Below are 14,437 nucleotides of genomic sequence, written 5' to 3'. Positions count from 1 at the left end.
CGCACCGCACGCAGCGCTGTGAGCGAGGCGATGGCCCGCATGACGGGCTCGGATGCCCTCTTCCTCGGTGCCGTGCTGAACCGCGCCGATATCCGGCAATTGCGGCTGCACGGCGCGGCGCGTCCGCGCCGGGCGCTGGAGGTAAGAATCTGATGCGACTTACTTATTTCCGCAAATCAGTGCCGAATTTCGGCGATGACCTCAATGCGCTCCTATGGCCGGCCCTGATGCCGCAGCTCTTTGACGATGATCCGGCCGCGGCCTTCCTGGGCATAGGCACCATCATCGGCATGCCGGTGGACGAGCATGCCCGGCTGCATGTCTTCTCGAGCGGCGTGGGCTATGACGGAATTGCCAATTGGGCGGGCCGCGATATCCGCTACTGGTGCGTGCGCGGGCCGCTCTCAGCCCGCCTGCTCGGCCTCGAGCCTGAGGCCGCGCTGAGCGATGGCGCCATCCTCACTCCCCTGGCCGAGGGGTTCCCCTCCGCCGCGGGGGGCGGCAGGGAAACCCTGGTCATTCCGCATTTCGAAACCATCGCCCGCCCGGGCTGGCCCGAGGCCGCACGGCTTTGCGGCTTTGGCCTGGTCGACCCGCGTGGGGCGCCGGGGGATATCGTCGCGCGCATTGCTGCTGCGCGTCTGGTGCTGACGGAATCGCCGCATGGCGCGATCATCGCCGATACCTATGGCGTGCCGTGGATTGCCTTCGCCACATCAAAGAATTTCGGGCCAACGAAGTGGGTTGATTGGCGGCAATCCCTCGGCGAGCAGTTCCACTTCACCGTCGTCCCGCCGCCCGATGCGCGGCATGTGCTGGATTTCGGCCGAGCACCCTGGCCGATCGGCCCGGAAGTCAGCATGGATGGCGAAGCGGCAATGGCTGCCTTCACCGCGCGCGTAGCACCCGCCCCCCCAAACCCGCCCCGCGAGGGGCTGCGGCAGCGGCTGAAATCCCTGGCCCGATCCTCCGCCCTGGCACGGCGCCTGCTCGGCTTCAACGTGGAGCGGACCGCCGCTGCGCTGACTACGCTGGCGCTGACGGCCAGGCCTTCGGGCAGTTCCGCCGCAAAGCGGGCGGAGATTCAGCAGCGGATGCTCGAACGGCTGCGCCGCGTGGCCGCCTGACGCCCGCCATCAAATTACCTTGTGACGCGGCAGGAGGGCGGCCATCGGCGTATGCACCCTCAGCTATGAATTCCAGGAGCAAGATGTCTTTGACCGGCCGAACTCGCCTGCCTGATGCCCCTGTGCCGCGCCCCGAAGCTGGCAGGCGGGCCTTGCTGCTACTGCCGGTCGCAATGGCGCTGCCGGGATGCGGCTTCATCTCCAATTCCGGGCCGCGCTCGAATGCGGTTATGGCCGGGGCCAGCCAGCAGAGCGGCGATGCCGGCACGCCCAATGTCCCGCGCGAGGCCTATTCGATGATCACCCTCTCTCCGGCGGTGGTGGAACGCGTGGCGCGCGAGGCGCGGCCCAGCCGGTTCGGCGCCAATCTGCTCGGCCTCCTGCCGCAGGCCACACCGCTGGGCATGGGCGATATCGTGGGCGTGACGATCTTCGAGGCGCAGGCGGGCGGGCTCTTCATCCCAGCCGAGCCCGGGGCGCGGCCGGGCAACTTCATCACCCTGCCAGCGCAACAGATCGATGGCAGCGGGACGATCTCGGTCCCCTTTGCCGGTGCGATCCGGGCGGCAGGGCGCACCCCGGCGCAGATCGAACGCACGATCATCCAGCGCCTGGCGCAGCGCGCGCTGGAGCCGCAGGTGGTGGTCAGCCTGCAGGAACGCCGTGCCGCCCATGTCTCGGTGGTGGGCGATGTCAATCAGTCACTGCGTTTCCCGCTCGACCCCGGCGGTGAGCGGCTGTTGGGCGCGCTGGCCCGCGCCATGGGGCCGAAATTCCCAACCTATGAAACCGTGCTGACCCTGCAGCGCGGTGGGGTGAGTGACCAGGCCATCCTCTCCGATATCCTGAGCGACCCCGCGCTCAATATCGAGCTGCGCTCGGGCGATACCGTCCTGGTCACGCGCGAACCGCGCTATTTCGTCGCCCTGGGCGCGGTGGGACAGACCGCCAGCATCACCCAGCTCAACCGCCGCATCACCTTCGACGACCGGCGCCTGTCGCTGACCGAGGCGATTGCGCGCGCCGGCGGCCTGCAGGATGATCGCGCCAACCCTTCCTCGGTCTTCCTCTATCGCATGGAGAATGCGCAGGCCCTGCGCGCCGCCGGTATTGCCGTGGCGCCGGCGGCCGGGGAGACGGTGCCGACCATCTACCGCGCCGATTTCGCCGACCCTTCGATGTTCTTCCTCGCCCAGCGATTTCCGATGCGGCATGAGGATACGATCTTCGTCTCCAATGCACCGGCGACCGATCTCGAGAAATTCCTGCGGCTGCTGCTGCCGCTCGCGCAATCCGCAGGCAATGCAGGCAGTATCTGAAGCAATATTGGCTGGAGATAGCTGTGAGCCGGCGGCCAAATGGCACATCATTAGAGCATCATCCGCTCAAACGGAATCGTTTGAGCGGATAAAGATGCTCGACAAACAAAGGCTTAGAGCCTGTGCAGTGAGCCGAGGCGAACGGAACAGGCTCTAAAAAACCAACGGCGCGCTCAAACAATATCGAGGGGCTTTGCCCCTAGAGCACGCCAGCACTTGTTTTATCGCATATGCCTTATCGCCCTTGCCAAACCGCAAGGCTTGAAAATGCTCTATCGCGGCCGCGCGATCTCGGTGCCCGTGGCTTGGCTGCCAATCACCGTCCAAGTGCCCGAGAGTTCCCCGGTGGAACGCAACTCATACATGCCCATGCCAGTCTGCTCACCCAGTTGAAACACCACCGCCAGCATCAGGCCGCTGACCATGCCCACGCCCTCAATGGTGTTGGTGCCCACGCTCCAACTCAGCTGAAAGCTGGAAAGACCCACCTGCTGCAGCGTCAGCGTGCCGGTATAAAGGCTGCCATCGGGATTGGTGCCCGAGACATCGTAAAGCCCGCTGCGTTGGGCCTGGGCCGGCAGCGCGAGGAGCAGAAAGAGGGCGAGGGCGCGGAGCAGGGACATGACGCCGATGTAGCCACAAGCCAGCCCCCTGGCCAGAGGCCGCAGCGCAGCATCGATTCCGGTTGTGTTCGGCACGCTCCCTGTCGCAGGCTACCCCCGCCAGGGTGCGGAACAGCGCCCGGCGGAGGAGATGCCCATGCCGCAAGTCGCGCGCCGTGCCCTGCTATTCGCCCCGCTCGCCAGCCCCGCCCTGGCCCAGCGCTTTCCTGATCGCTCGATCCGCGTGCTGCTGCCCTGGACCCCAGGCGGCGCCACCGACATCCAGGTCCGCTCCATTTCCGATATTGCCTCGCGCATTCTGGGTCAAAGCGTGGTGGTGGAGAACCGCCCCGGTGCCTCCGGCACGCTAGGCGCGCAGCATATGGCGCGCGAGGCTAGGCCCGATGGCTATACCATCGGCCAGATGCCGCTGGGGGTGTTTCGCCTCGCCGCCATGATGCGCGCCGCCTCCATGGCCCCGCCCTATGATCCCTTGGGCTCCTTCACCTGGATCATCCGCACCGTGGGCTATATGGGCGGCGTGGTGGTCCGGCCCGACGCGCCCTGGCAGACAATGGCCCAGCTGGTGGAGCATGCCCGCCGCAACCCCGGCGAGGTATTCTATGGCACCCCTGGGGCGAATACGACCGATGTGGTGATGCGCCGGCTGGCGCGCATCGCCGGGGTGGAATGGACGGCGGTGCCGTTTCGCGGCGCCGCACCCAATCTCCAGGCGCTGCTGGGTGGGCAGATCGCGTTTTCCTGCGAGACCTCGGCCTGGGCCGATATGGTGCTGGAGGGAAGGTTGCGGCTGCTCGCCGTCTATACCGACCGCCGGGCGGAGCGTTTCCCCAATGTGCCAACCCTGCGCGAGGCCGGCTGGGATGTGGCCAGCGATAGCAGCTACGGCTTCGCCGGCCCGCGCGGCATGGAGCCCGCGGTGGTGCTGGCACTGCATGACGCCTTCAAGGCGGCGCTGCATGACCCGGCGCATCTCGCGGTGCTGCGCCGCTTCGACTTCCAACTGCGCTACCTGGACAGCGAGGGCTATGCCAATTTCGCGGCAGTGGCGAACCAGGAGGAGATCGCCACGGTGCAGGAGATGGGCTTGCGGCTGGGCGGCTGATTACACCGAAAAATACTTCGCCCTGGGGTGATGCAGCACAATCGCGCTGGTCGATTGCTCTGGATGCAGCTGCCATTCATCGCTGATCTCCACCCCAATCCGCTCCGCCTTCAACAGCCGCAGCAGCGGCTCCTGATCCTCCAGCTTGGGGCAGGCCGGATAGCCAAAGGAATAGCGCCCCCCGCGATAGCCCTGGCTGAGCATTTTCTCGATATCCAGCTCATCCTGCCCGGCAAAGCCCCATTCGGCGCGGATGCGCTTATGGCAATATTCCGCCATCGCCTCGGCCATCTCCACCGAGAGGCCATGCAGGTACAGGTAATCCTGATACCGGTTTTCCTCGAACCATTCGCGCGCGATATCGCTCGCCTTCTGGCCCACCGTCACCACCTGAAGGCCGATGACATCGCGCTGCGCATCATCAATGTCGCGAACGAAATCGGCGATGCAATCACCATCCTCCTTGGGCTGGCGCGGCATGTTGAAGCGGGTGATTTCGGTGACGCCATCCTCCTCGAACAGGATCAGATCATTGCCCTGCCCGGCGCATTTCCAGTAGCCATAAATCGCCTGCGGCTTGAGGATGTCCTGCTCCTGCGTCAGCGTCAGCATGCGCTTGAGCACCGGGCGCAGCTCCTGCTTCGCCCAGCCCAGAAAATCATCCAGCGAGCGCCCGGCTTTGCGAAAACCCCATTGGAACTGATACAGGCTGCGCTCATTGATGAACGGAACCAGGGCCTTGGGGTCCGTCTCCATCACCTTGGCACCCCAGAAGGGCGGCACGGGCGGCGTGCTCTCCGCACTCACCCGGCGGCGGCGCGTCTGGGCATAGGCCACATCCACCGGCGCAAACCCCCGCGGGTCCGCCTGGCCCAGCACCCGCTTCTCATTCTTCGCCTTGCCCGAGCGCTTGGACTGGATGGTGCCCAGATAGCCGTCGAAATCATTGCCCATCACCTTGTCCATCAGGTGCAGCCCGTCAAAGGCATCGCGGGCATAGACCACGCGGCCCGAGGCATAGGCCTGGACGCAATCATCCTCGACGTAATTGCGCGTCAGCGCCGCACCACCCAGCAGCACCGGCAGATCAACGCCCTGGCGGGACATTTCCTCCAGGTTTTCGCGCATCACCACGGTGGATTTCACCAGCAGGCCGGACATGCCAATGGCATGCGCCTTATGCTCGCGCGCCGCATCCACAATCTGTTGCAACGGCACCTTAATGCCGAGATTGACCACCTTGTAACCATTATTGGTCAGGATGATATCAACCAGATTCTTCCCAATATCATGCACATCGCCCTTCACCGTGCCCAGCACGATGGTGCCCTTCTCCTGGCCCTCAACCTTCTCCATGAAGGGCTCCAGATAGGCGACGGCGGCCTTCATGGTCTCGGCTGATTGCAGCACGAAGGGCAATTGCATCTTGCCCGCACCAAACAGCTCGCCCACCACCTTCATGCCATCGAGCAGCACGTCATTGATGATGGAAAGCGGCGTATTGCCCTCGGCCATGCTATCGGCGAGTTCCTCGCCCAGGCCCTTGCGGTCACCATCGACGATGCGGTCCTTCAGCCGGCCATTCACCGTCTCGGCCTTCACCTTGGCGACATTATCGGCCGCCTTGCGGCCCGAGAACATCTCGAGGACCTTCTGCAGCGGGTCATAGCCTTCCCGGCGGCGGTCAAAGATCAGGTCTTCCATCACCTGCACCTCTTCCGGCGGGATGGCGTGCAGCGGCTTGATTTTCGACACATGCACAATCGCACCGGTCATCCCCGCACGCACCGCATGGTCCAAAAACACCGAGTTCAGCACATGCCGCGCCGCTGCGTTCAGACCAAAGGAGATATTCGACAGACCCAGCATGATCTGAATGTCAGGAAACGCATCCCTGATCATCCGAATGCCATCCAGCGTCCATTGCCCCAGCTTGCGGTCATCCTCATTGCCGGTGGCGATGGTGAAGGTCAGCGGGTCGATCATCAGGTCGCTCTGCGGCAGACCATGCTTGGTGCAGGCGAAATCCACCAGGCGCGCGGCGATGCGCAGCTTGTCCTCGGCCGTCTTCGCCATGCCCACCTCGTCGATGGTGAGGGCGATGACCGCCGCGCCGAATTTCTTCGCCAGCTTCATGCGGTCTTCCGCGGCTTTTTCACCCTCCTCGAAATTGATCGAGTTGATGATCGGCTTGCCGCCATGCAGTTTCAGGGCAGCCTCGATCACCGGGGTTTCGGTCGAATCGATCACCAGCGGCGCGTTCACGCTGGAGGTGAACCGCGTGATCACCTCGCTCATCTCAAACATCTCATCGCGCCCGACAAAGGCGGTGCAGATATCGAGCGAGTTTGACGCCTCGGCCACCTGTTCACGGCCAATGGCGACGCAGCCATCCCAATCCTGCTTCTCCTGCCGCTCGCGCCAGGCTTTCGAGCCATTGGCATTGCAGCGCTCGCCGATGGAGAAGTAGCTATTCTCCTGCCGCAGGCTCACCGCGCCGTAGAGCGATGCCACCGAAGGCACCCAATGATGCTTGCGCGCCACCGGCGCCGGGCGATACCCCGCGCCAATCCGCCGCAGCATCGCATCCTGCGCCGCGATGTGGCGGTTATCGGTGCCGCAGCAACCACCCACCAGATTCATCCCGAATTCGGAGACGAAGCGCTCCATCCACACCGCCATATCCTCGGCGGCCAGCGGGTAATGCGTCTTGCCATCCACCAATTCCGGCAGGCCGGCATTGGGCTGCACCGAAATCAGCCCCGGCCAGTTCTGGCTCAGCCAGCGCACATGCTCCTGCATCTCCTGCGGCCCCGTCGCGCAGTTCAGCCCCAGCAGCGGCACATCCAGCGCATGGATCACCGTCGCGGCGGCGGCAATATCGGGGCCGACCAGCAGCGTGCCGGTCGTCTCCACCGTCACCTGGACGAAAATCGGAATGCTGCTGCCGGCTTCACGGATCGCCGTCTTGGCCGCATTCACTGCCGCCTTGATGAACAGCGTATCCTGATTCGTCTCGGTCAGGATCGCGTCCACGCCGGCATTGACCAAGCCGCGGCATTGCTGCGTCAGCGCCGCTTCCAGCTCGTCATATTTGATATGGCCGAGCGAAGGCAGCTTGGTCCCCGGCCCGATATCGCCGATCACATAGCGGTGCCGGCCATCGGCAAAACTCTCCGCCGCCTCGCGCGCCAATTCCACCGCGCGGCGATTGATCTCATCGGTTTTCGCCGTCAGGTCGAACTCGCCCAGGGTGATGGGCGAACTGCCAAACGTGTTGGTCAGCACCATATCCGCGCCGGCCTCGAAATAGCCGCGATGAATCTCGCGCACGAGATCGGGCCGCGAGAGGTTCAGAATCTCGGTGCAATTCTCATTGTCCCAGTAATCCTTCTGGACATCGAGATTGGCGGCCTGAACCCGGCTGCCCATGCCGCCATCACACAGCAGAACCTGAGCGGCGAGGGCTTCGAGAAGATGCGGACGGGACGACGACATGGCGGCAGTGATCTCTCAGAGTTGAAAGGCAGGTTCAGCAATGGTCACGGCATTGGGCAGGCGCTGCGCGGTCCATAGCCGCACCGCGATGGTACCGGGCAGCTCCTGGCATTGGCGCAGCGCGCAGCCGGCGCGATCAAGCCATTGGGTCATGCGGCCATCGTCAAAGCCCGGCCAGCGATGCGCGTGGCGGGCGGTGATATCCCCCCGCTGGTGCTGCGCCAGGTCCACAATCAGCAGCACCCCATCGGTGCGCAGCACCCGGGCGGCCTCGGCAATCGCGGCTGCGGGTTCCTCGGCGTAATGCAGTACCATTTGCATGGTTGCCACATCCTGGCTCGCATCGGCCAAAGGCAGGCGGTACATATCGGCCTGGCGCACCGCGCAATGATCGGCGATGCCGCGCTCGGCCAGGCGCGCGCGGGCCAGGGCCAGCATCTCGCGGCTGGCATCGAACCCCAGCGCATGCTCGGTGCGCTCGGCCAACAATTCCAGCAGGCTGCCGGTGCCGGTGCCAATATCGACCAGCCGGCCGATCTGCGCCGGCAATGCGGCGGCGATGGCCTGCTCGATCTCCCGCGCCGGCAGGTCCAGCGCGCGCAACTCATCCCAATCCGCGCCATCGCGGCGGAAGGCGTCAGAGGCGGCGCGGGCGCGCTCGGCGGCGATGCGCGCCCCCTGGCGGCGGTCGGCCGCCAGTTCCGGATCGCCCTCGGGCAGGCGGCTGAGCAATTGCCGCACCAGCGTGGCCGAGGAGGGCACCTGGAAATAGGCATTGGCCCCTTCCGGAATGCGCTCCAGCAGCCCGGCCTCGACCAGCAGTTTCAGGTGCCGCGACAATCGGGGCTGGGATTGCCCCAGCACATCGCATAGATCGGAGACGCAGAGCGCCCCCCTGGCGCAAAGCGCCAAAAGCCGCAGCCTTGTGGGCTCGGCCGCGGCGCGCAATTGGGCAAGGAGGTGATCCATGGGCTGGCTATCACATAAACATATCCTTATGTCTATAGTATGAACTGGCAGATCGACGCCCGCATTCCCGTCACCATTGTGGAGCAGCCCCCGGCGCTGACCGCCGCCACGGCGCTGCTGGCCGAAGAGGCGCTGCCCGAGGGCGCGGGCCCGCCCACCCTCTGCGCGATTTTCCGCGCCGATGAACTCATCGCCCATCCCGGCGGCTGCGCCTGCTGCAATGGGCAGGGCGCGGCCGCGGCCGCCCTGGCGGCGCTGTTCCGCGAAAGGGCGCTGGGCGGCAGTTGGTTCTCCGCCGTGGTCGCCCTGGTGCGCAGCCCGGCGGGGCGGGCCGAACTGGAGGAGGCTTTGCGGAGCGATATCCTCACCCTCGCCCGGTATCGCCTAGCATGACCCATGCCCGCGAGGTGGCCAAATATTATCGCTGGCTGGACCGGTTGGAATGGATGCGGCAAATGCGCGGCCGCACCGGCAATGCCGCCCAGCCGGTGCATCGCGCCCTGCGCAACCCGGATGGCGGCGAGCCCAGCCCCCTGGTGCTGCATCGGCTGATGCTGAACGGCCTCGCCCTGCCGCCCAGCCCCCGGGTGCTGGATGCCGGCTGCGGCTATGGCGCCAGCATGCTGGACATGGCGCCCGAACTGGGCGGCGATTGGCTGGGCATTTCGCTCAGCGAGGTGCAGGTGAAGCGGGGCATGGAAGAGGTGGCGGCGCGCGGCCTGGCCGGGCGGGTGCGGCTGGCAGTGGCCAGCTATGACGCCCCCCTCACCGGCGCATTCGATTGGATTTTCGGCATTGAAAGCCTGATCCACTCGCCCGACCCCATGGCCACCATCCACAACCTCGCCCAGGCCCTGGCCCCGGGCGGCGCGCTGATGGTGGTGGATGACATGCCCGAGGAAGGCCTCTCCCCTCAGCAGGCGGCCGATGTGGCCCTATTCAAGCGCTGCTGGCGCTGCCCCGTGGCACCCAGCCGCAGCGGCTGGCTGCGGGCCTTTGCGGCGGCGGGACTGGTCTTGTCGCATGAGACGGATTTCACCGCCCTCACCATCCCCCGCCCCGCCGCCGAGCTGGCGCCGATGATGGCGGCGCGGGCGCGGCAGGCGCGTTGGAAGCGCCTGCTGGGGCTGGGCTATCGCAGCGAGGCCGATCTGGGCGGGATGATGCTGGAGACGCTGCTGGCCTCGGGGGTGATCCGCTATCGCATGCTGGTGGCGCGCCGGGCTTGATTTTTGCGGCAAATAATCCTATAAACATCGCCGCTATCGCTGTTTCGACAACCGCATCCCGCAAGCCCCCGCCCCCATAAGGGGTCGGAAGATGAATTTGTCCGCAAACTACATTTCTTGCGGCTGAGGAAACTAACCTTTTATTCTGGCTATAAAAAATCCATCCATTCCGCCCCATTCGCCCCACATATCGGGCCGGGTGCGCAGCGCCCCCTGGGCGGTGATGGCGCCTTCCAGCCCCGGCACCTCCTCCGGCCGCACCGCATCCAGCCCGGTGCGGAAATGCGCCTCCCCCTCCTCGCCCTGCAGCGAGCAGGTGGCAAAGACCAGCCGCCCCCCCGGCGCCAGCCAGCCGCGCGCGGCGGCCAACAGGGCGCGTTGCTGCTCGGATTGACGTTCCACATCATACAGCTTCTTCAAATGCACCACATCCGGGTGCCGCCTGATGGTCCCGGTGGCGGTGCAGGGCGCATCGAGGAGAATGGCATCGAACCGCGTGCCAGGGTCCCAGGCCAGGGCATCAGCCACCACAATATCGGCCGGCAGGTTCAGCCGGGTCAGGTTCTCGACCAGGCGTTCGGCGCGCTTCTTCTCCCGCTCCACCGCCACCACCCGCGCCCCGGCCGCGGCCAGTTGCGCCGTCTTGCCGCCCGGCGCGGCGCAGAGGTCGAGCACCAATTCGCCCCGGCGTGGTGCCAAAAGCCGCACCGGCAGCGAGGCCGCCGCATCCTGCGCCCAGAAGCGCCCCTCGGCAAAACCGGGAATATCGGTGATCCGCGTGCCCACCGGCATGCGCGCGGTGCCATTGGGCAAGAGCATCGCCCCCTCCACCACAGCACCTGGCATCAGCGAGAGGTCCAGCGGCGCCTCATGCCCATGCGCCTCGGCCATGGCGCGCACCGCCGGGCCATGGGTGGCGTGCCAGGCGGACCACAGCCAGCTCGGCGTATCCAGCCGCGGCGCATCCAGCCCCTCCAGCGCCGCCACACCCGCCTCAGACACCCGGCGCAGCACGGCATTGACCAGCCCGGCAAAGGGCTTTGGCACCAGGGCCACACAATCACTCACCGCCGCATGCGGCGGCGTGCCCAGCAGCAGCAACTCCGCCGCCCCAATCCGCAGCGTGTTGCGCACCTCGGGCGGCGGCTCGCGCTTCAGCCAGGGTTCCAGCGCCGCATCGAGACTGCCCATCCGCCGCAGCACGGTGGCGGCAATGCGATGGCCCGCCCCGCGGTCACGCGGGGCCATGCCGGCCGGCAAGGCATCCAGCGCCTCCTCCAGCGGGCGGCGGGATTGCAGAACGGCGGTGAGGAGTGCCAGGGCGGCACGGCGAGTGGGCGAGGCCATGGCGCGTTATGGGCGCTTCGCCGCCCGGTGCAAATCCGCCGCCTTCGCCCGCCCGCTTTGCGCCATGCCGCAAACCCCGCTACTGCCCGCTGCGATGCTGAACCAAACCCTCTTTGCCCGCGCCGAGACCATGCTGGAGCGCGCGCCGCGCCTGGCGCTGGTGCTGCTCTGCCTGTGCCTCTACCTGCCCGGCTTCTTCACCGTTCCGGCATTGGACCGTGACGAGGCGCGCTTCGCCCAGGCCAGCCGCCAGATGGTGGAAAGCGGCGATTATGTGAATATCCGCGTCGGCAGCGAGGAGCGGAACAAAAAGCCGGTTGGCATCCATTGGGCCCAGGTCGCGGTGGTGCATGGGCTGGAGGCGGTGGGCATTCCCGCCCGCAGCGAGATTTGGGCCTATCGCGTGCCCTCCATGCTGGGGGCGATATTGGCCGTGCTGGCCTGTTTCCAGTTTGGCCGAGCCCTGGTGGGGCGCCGCGCCGCGCTGCTGGGCGCGGCCATGCTGGCGGCCTGCATGGTCCTGGTGGTGGAAACCCATATCGCCAAGACCGATGCCGCCCTGCTGGCCACCGTCGCGGCGGCGATGGGGCTGCTGGGCCAGGCCTATCTGCGCCCCGGCGCCTTCACCGCGCGGCAGGCGGCGGCGTTTTGGGTGATCATGGGGCTCTCCGTGCTGCTGAAGGGGCCGGTGGGGCCGATGGTACCGCTGTTGACGGGCATCACCCTGGCGGTGGTGGACCGCGGCGCGCCCTGGTTCCGCCCGCTGCGGCTGCATTGGGGCCTGCCCCTGATGCTGGCCATGGCGGCACCTTGGATGGTGGCCATTGGCATCGCCACGGAGGGCCGCTTCTTCGCCCAGGCGCTGGGCGATGACATGATCGCCAAGCTGGGCAGCGGTGAGGAAAAGCATTGGGGCCCGCCAGGCTTCTATCTCATCGTCTTCTTTATCGCGGCGTTTCCCTCGGCCTGGATGGTCGGGCCGGCGCTTCGCCAGGCCTGGAGCCAGCGCAGCCTGCCCGCGAGCCGCTTCCTGCTGGCCTGGCTGGTGCCGACATGGCTGGTCTTCGAAGCGGTGCATACCAAGCTGCCGCATTATACCCTGGTGGTCTATCCGGCGCTGATGCTGCTGATTGCGATCTGGGCGCTGGACCCGCTGCGCTTCCAGCCTGGGCGGTGGTTGGTGTGGTCGATGCGCTTCGGCCTGGCCGCCGTGGCGGTGGGCATGGGTGTTTTGGCGCTGGTGGGGCCGCGGCTGCTGGCAGGCGTCATCCCCTGGGCGAGTTGGCTGGTGCTGCCAGCGGCGCTGCTGCTGGTTTGGGCGGTGCTGCATGTGAGCGCCCGGGGGTTGTGGGCGCGCGGTGCTGCGCTGGGCGTGGTGCTGGTGGTGCCGATCTACGCCGCGGTGCTGGGCGGGGTTTTGCCGCGCATCGAACCGATGTGGATCGCGCCACGGTTGCAGGCTGCGCTGGCCCGGGTGGCGCCTGGCTTGGCGCCGGCGCAATTCGGTATGGCGGGCCATGCCGAGCCCTCGGCCTTATTCGCCATTGGCGGGGCGCTCCATCTGCTGCCCAGCGGCCCGGCTGCGGCGCAGTTCCTGGCCGACCAGCCGGGCCGGGTGGTGGCCGTGGGCGACCGGCAGGAGGCTACCTTCCAGGCGGAGCTCATCCGATTGGGCCTGCGTGTGGAGGAGCTGGCGACGGTCTCTGGCTATAATTATTCCCGCGGGCGGCCCATCACGCTGCTGCTGTACAGGAGAGTGCCATGATGGACTGGATCACCGGCCTCGTCGCCCAGGCCGGTTATGCTGGGGTGTTCGTGCTGATGTTGGCGGAAAATCTTTTTCCGCCCATCCCCTCCGAGCTGATCATGCCATTGGCCGGGTTTTCGGCGGCACGCGGGCATATGTCGCTGCTGGGGGTGGTGCTGGCGGGGGTGGCCGGCACGCTGGCGGGGAATGTGGTGTGGTTTGAACTGGCGCGCGCCTTTGGTGTGGCGAGGACGAAGAGGCTCTCTGCCCGGTTCGGCCGATGGCTCGGGATCACGGATGAGGATCTGGACAAGGCGCAGATTACCCTGCGGCGGCATGGCCCCTGGGCGGTGTTTCTGGGCCGGATGATGCCAGGGATTCGCACGGTGATCTCTATCCCGGCGGGGCTGATTGAGATGCCCAGATTGGTCTTTTATGGGCTGACGACGCTGGGCAGCACGATCTGGGTGGGCGGGCTCGCGGTGCTGGGCTATTGGCTAGAGGAGCGGTTTGACGTTGTGGAGAGCTGGATCGACCCTTTCAGCAAGGTGTTCCTGGCGCTGTTCGTTCTGGCCTTCGTGTGGCCGGTGGTGCGGGTGTGGATGCGCCGGCGCGGCTGAGCATGGATTGCGCTGTTGGGCCAGCTTGGCTAAAGGGTTTTCCGACTGGAGAGGTGGCGGAGTGGTCGAACGCGTCGGTCTCGAAAACCGAAGTACTCGCAAGGGTACCGTGGGTTCGAATCCCACCCTCTCCGCCAGCGATCCAGTCCCCTGAGGTAACTCTAGGAACACAAGGCAAATCAGGACCTTGCCAAGGCGCCACCCCACACGACCACTACACATGGTCACTACACTTGGGGGAGATACCTTGCCGCGAGTCCCGTGCCTCGCTCGGCTGAACGGCGGTCCTTGGGGGCTGCGGCGTCGGGTGCCGGATGACCTCCGGCCGATCATCAAGAAGCGGGAGATTTGGGTCTCCTACGGCACCGACTCCTTCGTGGAGGCAAAGCGGCGCCACCACCAGGAAATGGCTGTGGTGGATGCGCTCTTCGCGGACGCGCGGAAGCGTCTCGCCTCGGGGCAAGATTCGCCCGGTATCACCCGGAAGGAAGCCGCTCGGCTGGCACAGGCGACGGTGGATGACATCCACCACGCAGCCCGGGCTTGGTTCCACGACGAAGAAAAGCGCCTGCTGGAGCGGTGGCGGGCCACCGGCAGCGATGACGGCGGGAGCGCGTTGGAGCGGGAGGAAGGCCTCCATGCCCTCCAGGACGATCAGGCATCCGTCCATGGTTCCGGGGGCGAGGAATGGGCTGCCGAACAGGCGGCGCGGGCACTTGCCGCCCGCAACCTCGCCCTGCCCCCCGGCGCCTTGTTCGTGGAAGCCGTGGAGGCGTTCCACGCGGCGGCGAAGGAAGCCGTTGACCGCGCGGTGCAACGATGGGCCGGCTTGCCGCCGGAGCCCCCCCGAGAC

At 66.4% G+C, this 14,437-nt stretch carries 12 protein-coding genes and 1 tRNA gene; 9 read left to right on the top strand and 4 right to left on the bottom strand.

Going from position 1 to position 14,437, the window contains the following annotated elements; all coding sequences use genetic code 11:
- The first annotated feature begins 152 nt into the window (after positions 1 to 152).
- On the top strand, positions 153 to 1,127 hold the full coding sequence (locus ABWP84_RS15720; RefSeq protein WP_353212991.1) for a hypothetical protein: 975 nt from the start codon (positions 153 to 155) through the stop codon (positions 1,125 to 1,127).
- Between the two features lie 122 nt (positions 1,128 to 1,249).
- Complete coding sequence (locus ABWP84_RS15715) at positions 1,250 to 2,446, top strand: polysaccharide biosynthesis/export family protein (protein ID WP_353212990.1); 1,197 nt, start codon at positions 1,250 to 1,252, stop codon at positions 2,444 to 2,446.
- A 272-nt stretch (positions 2,447 to 2,718) separates the two neighbouring features.
- Here the strand turns inward: ABWP84_RS15715 and ABWP84_RS15710 are convergent, their stop codons facing one another.
- Positions 2,719 to 3,069, bottom strand: a complete 351-nt coding sequence (locus ABWP84_RS15710) for a hypothetical protein (RefSeq protein ID WP_353212989.1) — start codon at positions 3,067 to 3,069, stop codon at positions 2,719 to 2,721.
- 136 nt (positions 3,070 to 3,205) lie between these two features.
- Here ABWP84_RS15710 and ABWP84_RS15705 point away from each other — a divergent pair, with 136 nt between their 5' ends.
- A complete protein-coding gene (locus ABWP84_RS15705) occupies positions 3,206 to 4,174 on the top strand; it encodes a tripartite tricarboxylate transporter substrate binding protein (protein ID WP_353212988.1) in 969 nt (322 codons plus the stop codon).
- Here the strand turns inward: ABWP84_RS15705 and metH are convergent, their stop codons facing one another.
- A complete protein-coding gene (gene metH, locus ABWP84_RS15700; RefSeq protein ID WP_353212987.1) occupies positions 4,175 to 7,672 on the bottom strand; it encodes a methionine synthase in 3,498 nt (1,165 codons plus the stop codon).
- Positions 7,673 to 7,687: 15 nt separating this feature from the next.
- Positions 7,688 to 8,641: a metalloregulator ArsR/SmtB family transcription factor gene (locus ABWP84_RS15695; RefSeq protein WP_353212986.1), complete on the bottom strand. Its 954-nt coding sequence runs from the start codon at positions 8,639 to 8,641 to the stop codon at positions 7,688 to 7,690.
- 39 nt (positions 8,642 to 8,680) lie between these two features.
- On the opposite strand from ABWP84_RS15695, the gene ABWP84_RS15690 reads away from it, so the two are divergent.
- Entirely contained in the window at positions 8,681 to 9,034 is a 354-nt protein-coding gene (locus ABWP84_RS15690; RefSeq protein ID WP_353212985.1) for a hypothetical protein, read from the top strand.
- A complete protein-coding gene (locus tag ABWP84_RS15685; protein ID WP_353212984.1) occupies positions 9,031 to 9,870 on the top strand; it encodes a methyltransferase domain-containing protein in 840 nt (279 codons plus the stop codon). The genes ABWP84_RS15690 and ABWP84_RS15685 overlap by 4 nt, the downstream gene beginning before the upstream one ends.
- A 132-nt stretch (positions 9,871 to 10,002) precedes the next feature.
- Here the strand turns inward: ABWP84_RS15685 and ABWP84_RS15680 are convergent, their stop codons facing one another.
- Positions 10,003 to 11,217 (bottom strand): transcription antitermination factor NusB, encoded by a 1,215-nt coding sequence (locus tag ABWP84_RS15680; RefSeq protein ID WP_353212983.1) that lies wholly within the window; start codon positions 11,215 to 11,217, stop codon positions 10,003 to 10,005.
- On the opposite strand from ABWP84_RS15680, the gene ABWP84_RS15675 reads away from it, so the two are divergent.
- The 4 genes from ABWP84_RS15675 to ABWP84_RS15660 all read left to right on the top strand — a co-directional run.
- Positions 11,216 to 12,982, top strand: a complete 1,767-nt coding sequence (locus tag ABWP84_RS15675) for a glycosyltransferase family 39 protein (protein WP_353212982.1) — start codon at positions 11,216 to 11,218, stop codon at positions 12,980 to 12,982. The two genes, ABWP84_RS15680 and ABWP84_RS15675, sit on opposite strands and share 2 nt — an antisense overlap.
- Positions 12,979 to 13,584 carry a DedA family protein gene (locus ABWP84_RS15670; RefSeq protein WP_353212981.1) on the top strand — a complete coding sequence of 202 codons (606 nt, stop codon included), beginning with the start codon at positions 12,979 to 12,981 and terminating at the stop codon, positions 13,582 to 13,584. The genes ABWP84_RS15675 and ABWP84_RS15670 overlap by 4 nt, the downstream gene beginning before the upstream one ends.
- Positions 13,585 to 13,631: 47 nt before the next feature.
- Positions 13,632 to 13,721, top strand: a tRNA-Ser gene (locus ABWP84_RS15665).
- 83 nt (positions 13,722 to 13,804) lie between these two features.
- A partial coding sequence (locus tag ABWP84_RS15660; RefSeq protein ID WP_353212980.1) for a DUF6538 domain-containing protein occupies positions 13,805 to 14,437 on the top strand: 633 nt, incomplete at its 3' end.

It is taken from the genome of Rhodovarius sp., assembly GCF_040399605.1.
GTDB classification, from domain to species: Bacteria; Pseudomonadota; Alphaproteobacteria; order Acetobacterales; family Acetobacteraceae; genus Rhodovarius; species Rhodovarius crocodyli_A.
Note: the sequence above shows the minus strand (reverse complement) of the source record. Positions and strands in the feature narration are given on the sequence as shown.